Here is a 15,384-nt window from a genome sequence, read left to right on the forward strand (position 1 = left end):
GCCAGGAGCTTCAGCCAAAATCGCCGTTACGGAAATCCTTAATCGCCTGGTCAATCTCGGCACTGGTGTTCATCACAAAGGGGCCGTACTGGACAACCGGCTCCCGCAGTGGTTCGCCGCGCAGCAGCAGCAGGGAGGCACCTTCACTACCGGCGCGCACAGTCCACTCATCACCCCGGCTGGTCACCAGCAGATGCCGGGCGGCGAGTTCCCGAACACCATTGACGGTCGTGCCTTCATAGATATAGGCCAGCAGAGACTCACTGGCCGGTAGCACCAGCGTGACCTCCCTACCAGGCTCCAGATGCAGGTCGAGCACACCTGCGCGCGGCGCCAGCTCATGTAAGGGTCCGGTCACAGCCGCTCCGGGCAGCTGCCAGTCACCAGCGATCGCAGTAGCCTGGAAGCCCTCGCCAGAGAGGGTTACCAGCTCCTCTTTGGGTATGTCACGATAGCGTGGCTCGTGCATTTTTTCAGCGGCGGGCAGATTGATCCAGAGCTGGAAGCCATGTAGACCCTGTGTGTCCTGGGTGGGCATTTCAGAGTGGATGATGCCACGGCCCGCCGACATCCATTGCACGCCACCATCCCGGATTTCGCCCCGGTGACCGCGGTTGTCCTGATGAATGATGCCGCCATGTTTCATATAGGTCAGGGTTTGCATACCCCGGTGGGGATGTGCCGGAAAGCCGCCCCCAAGATCTTCCCTGCGCGCAGCACGCAGTTCATCCAGCATCAGGATCGGGTCCATGGCGCCGTGCTGCATACCGGCAACACGCTCAATCGCAACCCCGTCGCCATCGCGGCTGGCCCGGGCAATGATAACTTCCTGGATAATACGCTTTGACATGACAAATCTCCCTGAACGTGAGCGCATTCTAACTACGCTGCCCAGAATAGAAATGGCATAATTTAGCCACTTTCTTTCGCTTTAATCGACAGGAATTCAGTGTATGAATCGCACAACACTCGAACAATGGCGCATGTTGCAGGCGGTTGTTCGCCATGGCGGCTTCGCCCAGGCTGCAGCGGCCATTCACAAGAGCCAGTCCACCATCAACCACGCGGTACACAAACTGCAGAACCAATTGGGACTAAAATTACTGGAGGTTATCGGACGCAAGGCACAACTGACGACTGCCGGCGAACTGATGCTGCGTCGCGCCAGCCAGCTGCTCGACCAGGCCGGCCAGCTGGAAGATATCGCCGAGAGCCTGGCACAGGGTACGGAAGCGCAGATCAATATCGCGGTGGATGAGGTATATCCTTACCGGCAACTTGCAGAAGCTCTACAGGTCTTCTCGGAGACATACCCGGGGACCCGGATCCAGCTGTTCGAGACCGTATTGTCCGGCGGCAGCGAAATGTTACAGGCAGCGGCAGTGGATCTCCTGATCGCGGGGGAAATCCCCGGGGGCTTTCTCGGTGAGCCGCTCATGCAGGCGGAGTTTATCGCGGTAGCACACAGAGACCACCCCCTGCACCAAAGACGTGGCCGCCTCAACCTGCAGGACTTGCAACAACACCGCCAGGTGGTAGTCCGCGATTCAGCCCGAGGGCCGCGCACGGATGCCGGCTGGCTGGGGGCGGAACAACGCTGGACGGTCAGTCATGTGGCAACATCGGTGGATATGGTGCGTCGGGGCATGGGGTTTGCCTGGCTACCACACAATCGGGTGGCTCACTACCTGAAGCGGGGTGATCTTCGTGAACTGCCGCTGGAACAGGGATCCAGGCGCTATACGACACTGTACCTGACTTATGCGGACCAGGATCGTGCGGGACCCGCCACCATTTACCTCGGTTCACTATTGGCGGCAACGGACCAATAGGTTCGCTTTTATAGAATGTTTATTGCGATTTTTTGTCATTTTCATTCATATAAATCGAACTTATCCTTCTTCCGTCAACGCAGCAACGCGCTGCGCCACAAACCAGAAGAGGAGAACAGGCAATGGGCATGCTGGTAGACGGTAAATGGCAGGATGTATGGTATGACACGGATAGCAGCGGGGGACGCTTCGTACGCGGAGATACGCGCTTTCGCAACTGGATAACACCGGATGGCGCAGCAGGGCCCACCGGTGACGAAGGCTTTGCCGCCGAGAATGATCGCTATCACCTTTACGTATCCCTGGCCTGCCCGTGGGCTCACCGCACATTGATCGTGCGCCGGCTGAAGGGCCTGGAGGGGCTGATCGGGGTCTCTGTCGTCAGTCCATTAATGCTGGAACACGGCTGGACCTTCGACAGGCAGGCGGGCAGTACCGGTGACCGGGTTGCAGGCCGTCGCTTTCATCACCAGGTATACACCGATGCCGACCCCGGTTATACCGGCCGCGTTACGGTACCCGTGTTGTGGGATACGCGGCGCCAGACCATTGTCAGCAATGAGTCTGCCGATATCATCCGCATGCTTGGTACCGCTTTCGACGGCCTGACCGGCAACAGCCTGGACCTGTATCCACCGGCACTGCGCGACAAAATCGACGCGTGGAACGACCGCATCTACCCGGCGGTCAATAACGGCGTCTACCGGGCCGGCTTTGCCACTACCCAAAGCGCTTACGAAGAAGCTTACCGCGATGTATTTACAGAGCTGGACACTCTCGAGGATCACCTGGCGGGCCAGCGCTATCTGGCAGGCAGCAGCCTGACCGAGGCCGATATACGCCTGTTCACGACCCTGATTCGTTTTGATGCCGTGTACCATGGGCACTTTAAATGCAATCGGCAACGGCTTGAGGATTACACTCATCTGTCGGGCTATACCCGGGATCTCTATCAGCTACCCGGAGTGGCAGAGACCGTGGACTTCCATCACATCAAGACCCACTATTACGCGTCTCATCACACCATCAACCCCACCGGCATTGTGCCCCTGGGGCCCGACATTGATTATGCGCGACCCCATCGGCGTGGCTAGACAGTCGCCGGACCCAGCTGCAATACCCGTTCGCCACAACCGCGATCAAGCTCCTGCCAATGCTCTATGGGCAGCTGCAGCTGGACATAACCAGTGGTCGGCAACGTAACCGCTACGGCATCGGAGGCAAGGTGGTTGACGAGTTCGCTCAGGGTAGGATTGTGGCCCAGCAGAAACAGGGAGGTTTCGCTATCTGGCTGTTGCTGCAACCAGGCGACGAGCTCCCCCGTGGTCAGGCTGTATAGCTTGTCTTCCGTGCGGTGCGGCATAGGCGCCAGCGCGGGCCAGCCCTCGCAAAGGCCCGCCAGGGTTAGCTGGGCACGTCGCGCGGGGCTGACCACCAGCGGTTGCGGCAATATTCGCTCCGCAAGGGCGGCGCCCATGCGTCGCGCGTCCTCCTCACCCTGTTCATCAAGCCCCCGCTCCCGATCTGCAACGCCGGGGCCCGCCGGTTCGGATCTGGCATGGCGCAGCACATGTAATGTTTTCATGGTGAATTCCTCCTGGTCTGTCTGCAGCAGTATAGGCGACACATGCACAAAACAGTCTGAAAAACCAGATCGGTTTCCGGCAGCAGCTCGCGCATAATGGCGCCCTCTTGTCATCACCCCGGGAATCAAAGCCACTACGCCATGACAATATCCATAGCCCAACGTATTGCCGACCAACTAGCCGTCCCCGAGCGCCAGATCAGCGCCGCCATCACCCTTCTTGACGAAGGCGCCACCGTGCCCTTCATCTCGCGCTACCGCAAAGAAGTGACCGGGGGCCTGGACGATACCCAGATGCGCTTCCTGGATGAGCGCCTGCGCTATCTCAGGGAGCTGGAAGATCGCCGGGGCGTCATCCTCAAGTCCATTGATGAGCAGGGCAAACTGACCCCTACCCTGGAGGCAGCGCTACTGCAGGCGGACACCAAGAACCGCCTGGAAGACCTTTATCTGCCCTACAAGGTAAAACGCCGCACCAAGGCCCAGATTGCCAGGGAGGCAGGACTGGAGCCACTGGCAAAGGCGTTACTGGCCAACCCGGGGCTGGACCCGGAAAGCGAGGCCAACGCTTACCTCAACGCCGATGCCGGTATTACCGACACCAGGGCTGCCCTCGAGGGGGCCCGCCAGATTCTGATGGAACACTTCGCCGAGGATGCCGACCTGCTGGCCCGGCTGCGCCAGTTCCTGCAGGATCACGCCCTGCTGGCCGCACGCCTGGTACCCGGCAAGGAAGAGGAAGCCGCCAAGTTCCGGGACTACTTCGAGCATACCGAAGCCCTGGCGGGAATACCCTCCCACCGCGCACTGGCCATGTACCGGGGGCGCAATGAGGGCTTCCTGCAGCTGAACCTGATCATGAATGCCGAGGAAAAACCCACCGACACGCACCCCTGCGAAGTGATGATAGCCGATTACTGGGCGATCCGGGATAAGGGGCGACCCGCCGACCGCTGGCTGGCGGAATGTGTGCGCTGGACATGGCGGGTGAAACTATTGACCCACCTGCAAACCGACTTGTTCGGCCAGCTACGGGAGCGGGCGGAACAGGAAGCGATACAGGTTTTCGCCAATAACCTGAAAGATCTGCTGCTGGCGGCCCCGGCCGGTGCCAGGACTACCATCGGCATGGATCCGGGGCTGCGTACCGGGGTCAAACTGGCGGTGGTGGATGCCAATGGCAAATACCTGGATCACGGCGCCATCTTCCCCCACCAGCCGCAGAACCGCACCAGGGAAGCGAGCGCCGAGCTGCTGCGACTGATACAGAAACACGGGGTTGAGCTGATCGCGATTGGTAATGGTACCGCCAGCCGGGAAACGGATCGCTTTGTTGGCGACCTCCTCACCCAACACCCGGAACTTTCCTGTCGCAAGGTAATGGTGAATGAATCCGGGGCCTCCATTTACTCCGCATCAGAGTTCGCCGCACGCGAGTTTCCGGATCTGGATGTCACCATCCGGGGGGCGGTATCAATTGCCCGCCGCCTGCAGGACCCTTTGGCGGAGCTGGTCAAAATCGAGCCCAAGTCCATTGGCGTGGGCCAGTACCAGCACGACGTCAGCCAGGTACAACTCGCACGGCAGCTGGACGCGGTAGTGGAGGATTGTGTGAATGCAGTGGGCGTGGACGTGAATACCGCGTCCGCACCGCTGCTGACCCGGGTGTCAGGCCTCAACCAGAGCCTCGCAGCCAGTATCGTTGCGCACCGCGACCAGGCCGGTAGCTTTACCGACCGCAAGGGGTTGCTCAAGGTCGCCCGCTTTGGCGACAAAACCTTCGAACAGGCGGCGGGTTTCCTGCGCATCAGTGGCGGGCAAAATCCCCTGGACGCGTCCTCGGTGCACCCCGAGTCCTACCCCGTGGTCGCCAGTATCGCTGAACGCCAGCAGCGGGAGATTGCCAGCCTGATCGGCGATTCTGCATTCCTGCGCAGCCTCAGGCCCCAGGATTACACCAGCGGCACCGTCGGTTTGCCTACTGTGACGGACATCATCGCCGAGCTGGACAAGCCCGGACGCGACCCGCGCCCCGAATTTCGCATGGCCAGCTATCAAGACGGTGTCGAGAAAATTTCCGATCTGAAACCCGACATGGTACTTGAGGGTACTGTGACCAACGTGACCAATTTCGGCGCCTTCGTCGATGTCGGCGTTCACCAGGATGGACTGGTACATATCTCGGCCCTGGCCGAGCGTTTTGTGAAAGACCCCCGGGACGTGGTTAAAGCCGGCGATATCGTCAGAGTGAAAGTGATGGAAGTGGATCAGGCTCGTAAACGCATCGCCCTGACCATGCGCCTGAGCGACAAGGCGACGGATCGCGCGGATGATCAGCCGCGCAACCGCATAGCGACCGGAGGCGGCAAAAAACGAGAGGCGGGCAATAAAGGCCCGGATAAGAATTCAACTGCCAGCACCGCAGCGCCGACAGCACTGGCGGCCGCGTTTGCCAGCGCCGCCCGCAAAGACCGTTAGCGTGCCCGCCAAGCCTGGCCAGGGCAATAGCGGAAAACCTATTGTCCCCAGTTGTAATCGGTAGCCGGTAATATCAATTCCGGGAAGACGCTACCTGCCAGGGAAGCCTGCAGCCAGCCCTGCAGGCGCTCCGTCAATCCATCGCTTCGGTACAGCAGCGGCAGGTTAAGCAGGAGCGCGTCGCCCGCGCCATTGAGGGTCACCAGATGTTGTTCCCGATCCGGGGCCGCAGCCAGGGTGAACACTGACCAGTCGATCATCACCCCCTGACGTTGCTGCCAGCGCAACTCGACCAACAGTGTCTGTAATTCCGCAAACAGTTGCGCGCATACCTTTCGCTGCCGGGGCAACGATCCTCCGGGAGAAAAGTGCAGACTGAGGCCCTGCTGCACACAGACATTCCCGCGAGCGGTAAAAACCCAGTCCGCGGAACGGGGCAAGGCGCTAACAGGAATCGGTTCCCGGTTACCTGCCGGTGCGACCGCCAGCAGCTGCAGGCAATCGTGGGCAGTGCAAAACTCAGCCAGGGCAGCCTGTTCGAAGACCGCCTGCTGGTCGCGGCGCGGATGGCTGAGTATTACGGTACGCCCGGCGACGGTAACCGCGGCGTCGGACATGGGCAGCACCTGCAGTTCTACCGGGTGGCCCTGCGCCACCTCCGCGTGCGCCGCCCATAGTTCGCGAACATAGCGCTCTACGCCCCGCGACCAACTGAGCAGACGAGTCGATCCCGGCACACCAACGGCTTCAGTACGCGCCTGGCGTGCCTCCGCCAGGTAAGCCTCGGCCAGCTGTGCCAGTGCAATGGCGGCAAAATCACCGCGGATTTCGGACGTGGCCTCCGGCAGAGCGGCGACGGTACGCTGATAACGGGAGCCGTCAGCGGCCAATGCCGGCTGCCCGGCCAGCGCCAGCAGCAACCCCAGTATATAAACAGCGCCCCTGGCTAACCTGGCTGGCTGCACCCCTGTTTTCACCACTTTCCTTTTACCATCACATTACCCTAGACTTGGCTTAAAATAACAGGGAACGAAGATTATGCCACGATCAGGTCTCACCGCCGCGCTACTTGTCCCCTTCCTCATCGGCTCAATACTGCTCACTGGCTGCGACCGTGATGTTGATGGACAGGTCTCTACCGCCGATACCGATGCCACAACGGTCGATATGGGATGGGCAACGCATGGTCTTGACGATGCGGAGACGCGCTTCAGCCCGCTGCAGGACATCAATGCGCGCAACGTAACCCAGCTGGGCCTGGACTGGTATTTTGATTACCCCACTGCGCGAGGTAAAGAGGCGACACCTCTGGTCATAGACCGAACCATCTATACTACCGGCTCCTGGAGCATGGTATTCGCGCATGATGCCATAACCGGCGAGCTGCTGTGGTTCCACGACCCCAAAGTACCGCGGGAATGGGCCGTCCACCTCTGCTGCGACGTCGTCAATCGCGGTGTTGCCCACGACGATGGCCGGCTGTTCTTCGGCACCCTCGATGGTCGCCTGGTCGCACTGGATGCCAGTAGTGGCGAACGTTTGTGGGAAGCCCAGACCACCGACCGCAGCCGCCCCTATTCCATTACCGGCGCGCCGCGGATTATCAAAGGGCGGGCGATTATCGGCAATGGTGGCAGCGAACTGGGTGTTCGCGGCTATGTCTCAGCCTATGATCTCGATACCGGCAGTATGGCCTGGCGCTTTTATACGGTACCCGGCAACCCTGAACAGGGCTTCGAAAACGAGGCGATGAAAACTGCTGCGGCAACCTGGGGTGGCGGCGCCTGGTGGGAGATCGGTGGCGGCGGTACCGTGTGGGACTCCATGGCCTATGATCCGGAACTGGATCTCCTGTACATCGGCGTCGGCAATGGCGCTCCCTGGAATCGGCAAATACGCAGTCCCGACGGGGGCGACAACCTCTACTTGTCCTCTGTTGTCGCCCTGAACCCTAACGACGGCAGTTATGTCTGGCACTACCAGACCAGCCCCGGCGAAACCTGGGACTATACGGCTACCCAACACATGATTCTCGCGGATCTGGAACTGGACGGCCGCCAGCGCAAGGTCCTGATGCAGGCCCCCAAGAATGGCTTCTTCTACGTGCTGGATCGCGCCACCGGGGAATTGCTGTCCGCGGAACCTTACGCCGGTGTTACCTGGGCCTCGCATGTTGATATGGAGACAGGTCGGCCAGTAGAAAACCCCGCATCCCGCTATGAAGGAAGCGATTCCGGCTTGCAACTACCCGGCCCGATCGGTGGCCATAACTGGCACCCGATGAGCTATAGCCCCGATACCGGCCTGGTGTATATCCCGAAGCAGGATGTTCCCTGGGTATATGCCGCCGATGAACAGTTTGAATACAAGCCAGGCTACTGGAATACCGGCACCGACAGCATCCCCGCCTCGCTTCCGGACGACCCCGAGATCAAGCAAACGGTACTGGACACCGTAAAAGGGGCGATTGTCGCCTGGGACCCCGTGGCGGCCGAACCACGGTGGGAGGTCACCCACGCAGGGCCCTGGAACGGAGGCATGTTATCCACAGCGGGCAACCTTCTCTTCCAGGGTAATGCCGAGGGCCGTATTGTGGCCTATACAGCCGATACCGGCGAGGACCTGTGGTCTTTTGACGCCCAGACCGGCATCGTCGCACCGCCGGTCACGTATCGGATTGATGGCGTGCAATATGTTGCCGTAGTGGCTGGCTGGGGTGGTGCACTGGCACTGGTAGGCGGCGAAGCCCTCACCGCCGGGCCGATACCCAACAGAAGCAGGCTACTGGTGTTCAGGCTGGGCGCTGACGACACCCTGCCGGACGCCGCCACGCCTGCGCTGGTAATCGCACCACCAGAGCTGGAGGCCACGCCGGAACAGATCCTGGATGGCAAGGTGCAGTATCTGGCCTACTGTGTTTTTTGTCACGGTGACGGCGCGGTAAGCGGAGGCGCCACCCCGGACCTCCGGGCCATGTCCGCCGAGACTCACGCGCAATGGGATGCCATTGTTCGTGGCGGCCAGCACTGGCAAGGCGGCATGGTCGGTTTTGCCGGCGTCCTGGGGGCGCAGGGGTCTGAAAATATTCGCCAGTATCTTATCGAGCGCGCCCACCAGGCCCTGCTCAGTCCTCCAGAGACCGCCGCCGCTCCTTGACCACACTGCGCCGGGCCTTGTTTGTCAGGCGGCGGCGCTTCGCCGCCAGGGTTGGGCGGGTCGGCCTGCGCGGTTTTTGTTGGGTACAACAATCGCGAATAAACCCGGCCAATCGCTCCAGTGCGTCTTCACGATTACGGGCCTGACTACGAAAACGCTGGGCCTTGATCATAATCACACCATCCGCTGACACGCGGTTATCGCGGGACCTGAGTATTGCCTCGCGACAGCTATCGGGTAGTGAGGAGGCCTGGCTATCGAAGCGCAAGTGAATAGCACTCGATACCTTGTTCACATGCTGGCCGCCACTGCCCTGCGCGCGAATAGCGCTAAACTCTATTTGCTCAAGAGGGATTGAGAGTGAGGGGGAGATTGTCAGCATAGGGGACAGTTTATCATACCCGGGTGGCAACAACTCCCAGCTCCCATCTCTCAACTACTGTAGGAGCACGCATGTCCAAGACCTGCGTCGCGTCCCGTGTACGTGTAAGAAAAAACCACTTACGTTCGAGCGCTCTGACTTTCAACATTCAACCTGTAGCCCACGCCCTTCACCGTAAGAAGCCACTGTGGGTTACACGGGTCCGCCTCAACCTTACGGCGCAATAAATGTACATACTGGTAAAGATCCGATTTGTTCGCCCGGTGATTTTTGGGCCATAGGGCTCTGACAATTGCATCAGTGCTGAAGGCGCGCCCGTTATCGGAAGCAAGCAGTTCAAACAACTCAAATTCCTTGGTGGTCAACCCAAGATTTCTCTCGTATAAATACAGGCTCCTGCTATTCCTGTCTAAGGAAAACGGGCCCATATGTAACTGATCGCAAGTGGAGTCCGGGAGGTGGTGCACCGCCGGATATAGACTTCTCCGATCTCGCCCCCGTCTACGTTCATACTGACGGCGCTCGAGGGAATTAATCGGTAGCTGCTTGTCCCGCTCACTGAGAAAGTGCTCCAGATTCTCGATAATGGGCTCTCTCACGACCCAGTCAAAATTCGACAACGCCTCCTGATGCCAGCCATTTTGGCAATCCTCGATCGCACACACTTCGACATTCCGATAGTTCTTCAATTGGAAATAATAAGAAAGTTGATCGGCATCATCTTTTGTAAGTATTGCATGCGCCGCGCGAAGATCGACGATCACCAGTCGATAATCAGGCGCTGTGGCTTTTCCCGCGATTGCACTGAGCGTGCTTTGTACATCCAGTTTGAGAGAATTGGAAAGACAGTAGCCTTTCAACAACCCGAGCACAAAGTCACTGCTGGAAACCAGGAGAATACGGTACCCGTGTGAGCTACTGCTCATAATCAACCACCGCCAAAGTTAGTCAGTCCGTCAGTCACACTATGGTTTAGCACAATTAAAGCAGACCTGCCGCGTTACCGTACATTGAGCTAATTTTAAGGGTTCTTTTATGTATTCTTGAGTCGCGATTATGGATGCTCTTTCACGTTGGCGATGTCTTCCAACAGAGGCATTGTCCCGACCTTCCTAGTCATGTAAATGGAGAATAGCCATGAAAAATCGCAAACTTTTACCCCTGAGTATTGCACTGTTATTGGGCACAGCGACTTCGGGCGTATGGGCAAACCCCACCAATACGGCAACCGAATCAGCTGAAACCCAGGTTGCAACCGCAAGCTCGGATAGCTCCGGCGATGGTTCTGCTTCCGCCAATGAGGCATCAAACGCAGTCGGGACTGACAACTCCGATAACTCAAACAACTCGGATAATTCAGATAGCTCTGACAACAGCCTGCTAAGTGGTGCAACTATTGACGTTGCCCTCGACAGCAGTGACAGCTCCGATAACAGTGATAGCTCTGATAACAGTGATAGCTCCGACAATTCAGATGGCAGCAGTGCTTCGGCGACGGGGGCTGGCGCAAACAACGGAGGTATGGCGAGCAACGATTCATCGGATCGCTCTGATAATTCCGATAACAGTGACAGCTCTGACAATTCCGATGGCAGCAGTGCTTCAGCGACGGGCGCTGGCGCAAACAACGGAGGTATGGCGAGCAACGATTCATCGGATCGCTCTGATAATTCCGATAACAGTGACAGCTCTGACAACTCCGATGGCAGCAGTGCTTCAGCGACGGGCGCTGGCGCAAACAACGGGAGTGTGGCACGCAACGATTCATCGGACCGCTCCGGTAATTCCGATAACAGTGACAGCTCTGACAACTCCGATGGCAGCAGTGCTTCGGCGACGGGCGCTGGCGCAAACAACGGGAGTGTGGCAAGCAACGATTCATCGGACCGCTCCGATAATTCCGATAACAGTGACAGTTCCGATAATTCAGATAGCAGTAACGCTTCTGCAACCGGGGCTGCCGCCAACAATGGCAGTATCGCGAGCAATGATTCATCGGACAACTCTGATAGCTCGGACAATTCTGACAGTTCAGACAACTCTGATAACTCCGATAACAGCCTGCTGAGTGGTGCTACTATTGACGTTGCCCTCGACAGTAGTGATAACTCCGATAATAGCGACAGTTCCGATAACAGCAATAACTCTGACAATAGCAACAGCTCTGACAATAGTTCAGCAAGCGCGTTGGCGTTGGGTGCTGCGGCAGCCAATAACGGCAGCACAGCGAGCGCTGATAACAGTGATGCCAGTGACAATAGCATGGCTGCAGCAAACGCGATGGGTTCAGCCGCTGCAAACAATGGCTCCACTGCCAGCACCGATAACAGTGACAGTAGTGACAACAGCGGCGCCTGGGCTAACGGCGCTGCGTCGGCCGCGGCGAACAACGGCGGTACAGCCACTGTCGACAATAGTGACAATAGCGACAACAGCTTTGCCTGGGGGGAAGGAGACGGTTCTGCAGCCGCCAATAACGGCGGAACTGCTACATCGAACTTTACCAGCAGTGTAAACAACTCTGCGCTGAGCGGGGCTGTCACAGGCAATACAACATCCGTAACCATACCGCGCAGCGGAACAAATGACTCAACCGCATCTATCAGTGAGTCGTTCTCCGGAACCGCGGGGATAACCCAAAATGTCCAGAACATGGGACAGAATGCGCTGAGCCAGCAGCAGGTATCGTTTCAGGGCAACGTGACATTGAACTAATGATGTCATCTTCGTAACTCAACGGGAGGCGATGGAGTTAACGATGGTTCTCACACAAATGCGTGTTCAAGAGACTATCGTTAACTCCTGGTTTAACCTATGAAAATCATGACAAAACAGTTTCCCAAGACTTTCAGCTTACTGTGTGCCGGATGTCTATGCAGTGGCTTTTTAACTGCGGAGGAATTGCAACGGGATACAGGGTTCAAGCAGCACGCCCCGGAGGCGGTATCTCTAACAGAGCTTGCTGAATCAACCGCTCAAGGTGGCATACAGAATGTGAACTACCTGGTTAATTCCAACCTCGACGCCACACTCACGGACAATACTGCCATTAATACATTTTCTGGAGATAACATTATTGACGGTAATTCATTTTCCGGCGCAAGCGGGATTGTTTCGATCATTCAGAATACTGGCAACAACGTCATTATTCAGGACTCCACGGTGGTCAACGTCAGTATATTCCCATGAACAGCCGCTACGTTGAAAGGAAGTAAAGCCAATGATGATCAGCACACTACTGCGCGTCACCAGTACCGCTGCAGTTCTGGCAACAGCAACATTCCAGGCGTTTGCACTGGATTTGAACAACACATCCATGGGAGGCAATTTTTCAGTGCCTGTCACCAGCTTTGCCGAGCGAAAATTCGAGACCATTTATCGTCAGCAATATGACTTCAGTTGTGGGTCCGCTGCCCTGGCCAGTCTGCTGACATTTCATTACCAGGATACCGTCAGCGAGATCGACGTATTTCTTGATATGTTCGAACACGGCGATCAGGAGAAAATCCAACACCAGGGGTTTTCCATGCTGGATATGAAGCACTATCTGGAACGCCGGGGTTACAGCGCAAATGGTTTTAAAGTATCGCTGGACAGACTTAATATACCGGCGATAACAATTATCAACCAGAATGGCTACCTGCACTTTGTTATTGTCAAAGGGCTTAGTCCCACCGAAGTACTCGTGGGAGATCCTTCTGTAGGTGTGAAGCGGCTTGAGAAGAAAAAATTTAACGAAATGTGGGAAAGCCGGATTCTCTTCCTCGTCGAGAATAAGGCCACGGTAGGTGCAGCATCTTATCAGCGCGAGAGCGAGTGGGCCCTTAACCCGCGCTCTCCAGTGGCAAATGCGTTAGATCGAAGCAGCCTTGCGGAATTTAACCTTCTTCGCCGAAACTATGATGATCTCTAGAGCAAAAGGAGTGCGCCTCATGTTGATGGCCAGTCTGCATACAATTAATAGTTACCGTCGAACTGCCAGCTTAATTTCAGGTTTGCTGCTGCTCACCTTTCCGGCCGTGGGTTTCGGCCAACCAGGGGAAGCCGGACAACTTCACAATATAGAGATTGCCTCGGAGGAAGAACTTGACGGCCTGCGCGGCGGGTTTGTACTTCCGAACGGGATCACAGTAAATATCAGTATTAATCAGGACGTCTTCAGAAATGGTATACGGACCCATACCTCATATTTTGAACTGCCGGAAACTTTTCTCTCGATACGTTCCAACCAATTGGCTTCAGCCAATCCTGTGTCCGGTGATGCCATTGGCTCCATCACCCAGAATGCTCTCAACAACCAGCTGATAGAAATAATGCGTATTGTTGATATAGAGCTACTGAACGTCACTAACAGTGGACTGGATATATCTGGTCAGCGATTATTTAACCAGTTTATCGAGGGGAACCTCTGACCTTACGTTAACGCTACAGCACAATTAAAACAGGGACGTCGGCATCCTCAACGCTATATCAACATCTTGTGCATCTTCCGTTGTACCGACCGAGAGTGAAAGGTTGAAACGTGTGTGTTGATTTGCACGTAGGGAAAACCCGAATGTTAACGCTCCAATATCAAGCACACTACCGTTAATATCGGCTCCTCCCACCTTTGATTCAAGAACATGTTTGTGGGAATAGCCGATGCTGAAAGAGCTTCTTTCATTAAACGCAAAGCCCATGCCAAACCCAATTCCGAGACTGTCACCGGGATCAACGTTCTGTCTGGCTCCTGCGATCTCCTCGTCGGTATCCTTGTTCCAGCTGTAACTGAGACTACCAAAGAACACCGCGGGGTCAGTGGGGTACAGCACTGATACTGCCGGTTGCAGACTGAGGTAGCCTGAGCCCGTGTGCAGCTCGGTCGGAAACAGGGCCCCCGGCGTTGATTGTACAAAGTCCACATCGAATGGGCTGGAGCCTGTTGGCAGCGATGCGGTCAGGCTTCCGATGAATATTGGCCAGCCATCAACACCATCATTAAGCTGGTAACGCGCTGCCAGTTCAGTATCACCAAAGCCGTTACCATCGGCATTGAATATCTCATCATCGCCGACGCCTATACTGATCGGCCTCGACCGCTGACTGTCTGAGCGATAGACATGTCGCACCCGGGTTTCAAGCTCAAGCCGGCTGCTTAATCCGTAACGTGCGGTGATCCCGGTAATCGTACTGTGTCGTTTGACCTGGCGCAGGTCTATAAGACCGATGGCTAGAGCCGGCAAAAACGTGAAGGCATCCAGGAAAACCCGATTATTGTCTGCATAGGAATACTGCAAATAGGGCTCCAGAACCAGGCCACCTTTGTTGGTCAGGACTCTGGCCACCTGGTTATCCAGCGTTGGTATATCCGGTACTGCGGATTTTTTGATGATATCAGGCGCCTTGCCAACCGGCGCTACCGGTTCCCCAGGCTGCGGTCTGATTGTCGCATCCGCTCTTTGTTGCTGGATGCCGTTTAGTATACGCTTCAGCTGCTCGATTTCCCGCTGCTGGGCTTCAAGTAATTTTTGCTGCTGCTGAAGCGCTGCGTTCTGTTGATTGATCAGCTGCATCTGTTTTGTCAGCTCCGACTCAAGATCAAGATTCTGCGCACCGACATAAGGCGCAACACCTGCATGGGATGCAAACAGCAGCATAAGCAGCCCCGCATGTTTGCCTCGTTTGCGCGCTACGGAACAACCCTGATAGTTGAGTCTAAGCATGGTTACGTATCTCTCGGCCCCCAGCAAACCTACCCGCTGTGCTACAACATCCTGCTTTCGTACTTTGCGCTAATAGTAGTACAAAGACTCGACTAAGCAAGAATTCACGCGGATCTCCAATCGTTGCCTGGCTTCATCGGGTGTGAGGGGCTACCCCTCTTTTTGGGTACCGTTGGTCAGCGCCTGTGTAATGCTTTCGCCGCGCCCATAAAAAAACCCCGCAGCTCATTGAACTACGGGGTTTACAAA

At 56.7% G+C, this 15,384-nt stretch carries 14 protein-coding genes; 8 read left to right on the top strand and 6 right to left on the bottom strand.

Annotation, left to right across the window (positions count from 1 at the left end; all coding sequences use genetic code 11):
* Positions 1–10: 10 nt before the first annotated feature.
* On the bottom strand, positions 11–850 hold the full coding sequence (locus CWI75_RS14040) for a pirin family protein (RefSeq protein ID WP_101522143.1): 840 nt from the start codon (positions 848–850) through the stop codon (positions 11–13).
* A gap of 103 nt (positions 851–953) precedes the next feature.
* Between CWI75_RS14040 and CWI75_RS14045 the strand changes: the two genes are divergently transcribed.
* The gene (locus tag CWI75_RS14045) at positions 954–1,832 is read left to right on the top strand and encodes a LysR family transcriptional regulator (RefSeq protein WP_175580225.1); all 879 of its coding nucleotides are present in this window, start codon (positions 954–956) and stop codon (positions 1,830–1,832) included.
* A gap of 122 nt (positions 1,833–1,954) precedes the next feature.
* Entirely contained in the window at positions 1,955–2,926 is a 972-nt protein-coding gene (locus tag CWI75_RS14050; RefSeq protein WP_101522144.1) for a glutathione S-transferase family protein, read from the top strand.
* Here the strand turns inward: CWI75_RS14050 and CWI75_RS14055 are convergent.
* Entirely contained in the window at positions 2,923–3,417 is a 495-nt protein-coding gene (locus tag CWI75_RS14055; protein ID WP_162300093.1) for a SixA phosphatase family protein, read from the bottom strand. The genes CWI75_RS14050 and CWI75_RS14055 overlap by 4 nt on opposite strands.
* 141 nt (positions 3,418–3,558) lie before the next feature.
* Between CWI75_RS14055 and CWI75_RS14060 the strand changes: the two genes are divergently transcribed.
* Positions 3,559–5,895 (top strand): Tex family protein, encoded by a 2,337-nt coding sequence (locus CWI75_RS14060; protein WP_101522146.1) that lies wholly within the window; start codon positions 3,559–3,561, stop codon positions 5,893–5,895.
* 38 nt (positions 5,896–5,933) lie between these two features.
* On the opposite strand, the gene CWI75_RS14065 is transcribed toward CWI75_RS14060, so the two are convergent.
* Entirely contained in the window at positions 5,934–6,872 is a 939-nt protein-coding gene (locus CWI75_RS14065; RefSeq protein WP_101522147.1) for a hypothetical protein, read from the bottom strand.
* Positions 6,873–6,933: 61 nt separating this feature from the next.
* Between CWI75_RS14065 and CWI75_RS14070 the strand changes: the two genes are divergently transcribed.
* On the top strand, positions 6,934–9,051 hold the full coding sequence (locus tag CWI75_RS14070) for a PQQ-dependent dehydrogenase, methanol/ethanol family (RefSeq protein ID WP_101522148.1): 2,118 nt from the start codon (positions 6,934–6,936) through the stop codon (positions 9,049–9,051).
* On the opposite strand, the gene arfB is transcribed toward CWI75_RS14070, so the two are convergent.
* Together arfB and CWI75_RS14080 are read right to left on the bottom strand one after the other, a co-directional pair.
* Positions 9,020–9,433: an alternative ribosome rescue aminoacyl-tRNA hydrolase ArfB gene (arfB, locus tag CWI75_RS14075; RefSeq protein WP_101522149.1), complete on the bottom strand. Its 414-nt coding sequence runs from the start codon at positions 9,431–9,433 to the stop codon at positions 9,020–9,022. The genes CWI75_RS14070 and arfB overlap by 32 nt on opposite strands.
* Before the next feature lie 119 nt (positions 9,434–9,552).
* Complete coding sequence (locus tag CWI75_RS14080; protein WP_101522150.1) at positions 9,553–10,359, bottom strand: winged helix-turn-helix domain-containing protein; 807 nt, start codon at positions 10,357–10,359, stop codon at positions 9,553–9,555.
* Positions 10,360–10,570: 211 nt separating this feature from the next.
* On the opposite strand from CWI75_RS14080, the gene CWI75_RS14085 reads away from it, so the two are divergent.
* From CWI75_RS14085 to CWI75_RS14100, 4 genes are all read left to right on the top strand, one after another.
* Positions 10,571–12,148, top strand: coding sequence for a hypothetical protein (locus CWI75_RS14085; RefSeq protein ID WP_206604739.1), 1,578 nt, complete (start codon positions 10,571–10,573; stop codon positions 12,146–12,148).
* A gap of 99 nt (positions 12,149–12,247) precedes the next feature.
* Positions 12,248–12,622, top strand: a complete 375-nt coding sequence (locus tag CWI75_RS14090; RefSeq protein WP_206604740.1) for a hypothetical protein — start codon at positions 12,248–12,250, stop codon at positions 12,620–12,622.
* 31 nt (positions 12,623–12,653) lie between these two features.
* Complete coding sequence (locus tag CWI75_RS14095; RefSeq protein ID WP_206604741.1) at positions 12,654–13,346, top strand: C39 family peptidase; 693 nt, start codon at positions 12,654–12,656, stop codon at positions 13,344–13,346.
* A 19-nt stretch (positions 13,347–13,365) separates the two neighbouring features.
* Positions 13,366–13,845 carry a hypothetical protein gene (locus tag CWI75_RS14100; protein ID WP_101522152.1) on the top strand — a complete coding sequence of 160 codons (480 nt, stop codon included), beginning with the start codon at positions 13,366–13,368 and terminating at the stop codon, positions 13,843–13,845.
* A gap of 24 nt (positions 13,846–13,869) precedes the next feature.
* Here the strand turns inward: CWI75_RS14100 and CWI75_RS14105 are convergent, their stop codons facing one another.
* Positions 13,870–15,069 (bottom strand): transporter, encoded by a 1,200-nt coding sequence (locus tag CWI75_RS14105; RefSeq protein ID WP_101522153.1) that lies wholly within the window; start codon positions 15,067–15,069, stop codon positions 13,870–13,872.
* Positions 15,070–15,384 lie beyond the last annotated feature (315 nt).

The sequence above is a fragment of the Kineobactrum sediminis genome (assembly GCF_002868715.1).
Lineage (GTDB): Bacteria > Pseudomonadota > Gammaproteobacteria > Pseudomonadales > Halieaceae > Kineobactrum > Kineobactrum sediminis.

What these genes read in the sequence shown, in the direction of transcription:
- CWI75_RS14040 (WP_101522143.1), bottom strand. Translation starts at nt 850, where the DNA reads ATGTCAAAGCGTATTATCCAGGAAGTTATCATTGCCCGGGCCAGCCGC.
- CWI75_RS14045 (WP_175580225.1), top strand. Translation starts at nt 954, where the DNA reads ATGAATCGCACAACACTCGAACAATGGCGCATGTTGCAGGCGGTTGTT.
- CWI75_RS14050 (WP_101522144.1), top strand. Translation starts at nt 1,955, where the DNA reads ATGGGCATGCTGGTAGACGGTAAATGGCAGGATGTATGGTATGACACG.
- CWI75_RS14055 (WP_162300093.1), bottom strand. Translation starts at nt 3,417, where the DNA reads ATGAAAACATTACATGTGCTGCGCCATGCCAGATCCGAACCGGCGGGC.
- CWI75_RS14060 (WP_101522146.1), top strand. Translation starts at nt 3,559, where the DNA reads ATGACAATATCCATAGCCCAACGTATTGCCGACCAACTAGCCGTCCCC.
- CWI75_RS14070 (WP_101522148.1), top strand. Translation starts at nt 6,934, where the DNA reads ATGCCACGATCAGGTCTCACCGCCGCGCTACTTGTCCCCTTCCTCATC.
- arfB (WP_101522149.1), bottom strand. Translation starts at nt 9,433, where the DNA reads ATGCTGACAATCTCCCCCTCACTCTCAATCCCTCTTGAGCAAATAGAG.
- CWI75_RS14080 (WP_101522150.1), bottom strand. Translation starts at nt 10,359, where the DNA reads ATGAGCAGTAGCTCACACGGGTACCGTATTCTCCTGGTTTCCAGCAGT.
- CWI75_RS14085 (WP_206604739.1), top strand. Translation starts at nt 10,571, where the DNA reads ATGAAAAATCGCAAACTTTTACCCCTGAGTATTGCACTGTTATTGGGC.
- CWI75_RS14090 (WP_206604740.1), top strand. Translation starts at nt 12,248, where the DNA reads ATGAAAATCATGACAAAACAGTTTCCCAAGACTTTCAGCTTACTGTGT.
- CWI75_RS14095 (WP_206604741.1), top strand. Translation starts at nt 12,654, where the DNA reads ATGATGATCAGCACACTACTGCGCGTCACCAGTACCGCTGCAGTTCTG.
- CWI75_RS14100 (WP_101522152.1), top strand. Translation starts at nt 13,366, where the DNA reads ATGTTGATGGCCAGTCTGCATACAATTAATAGTTACCGTCGAACTGCC.
- CWI75_RS14105 (WP_101522153.1), bottom strand. Translation starts at nt 15,069, where the DNA reads ATGCTGCTGTTTGCATCCCATGCAGGTGTTGCGCCTTATGTCGGTGCG.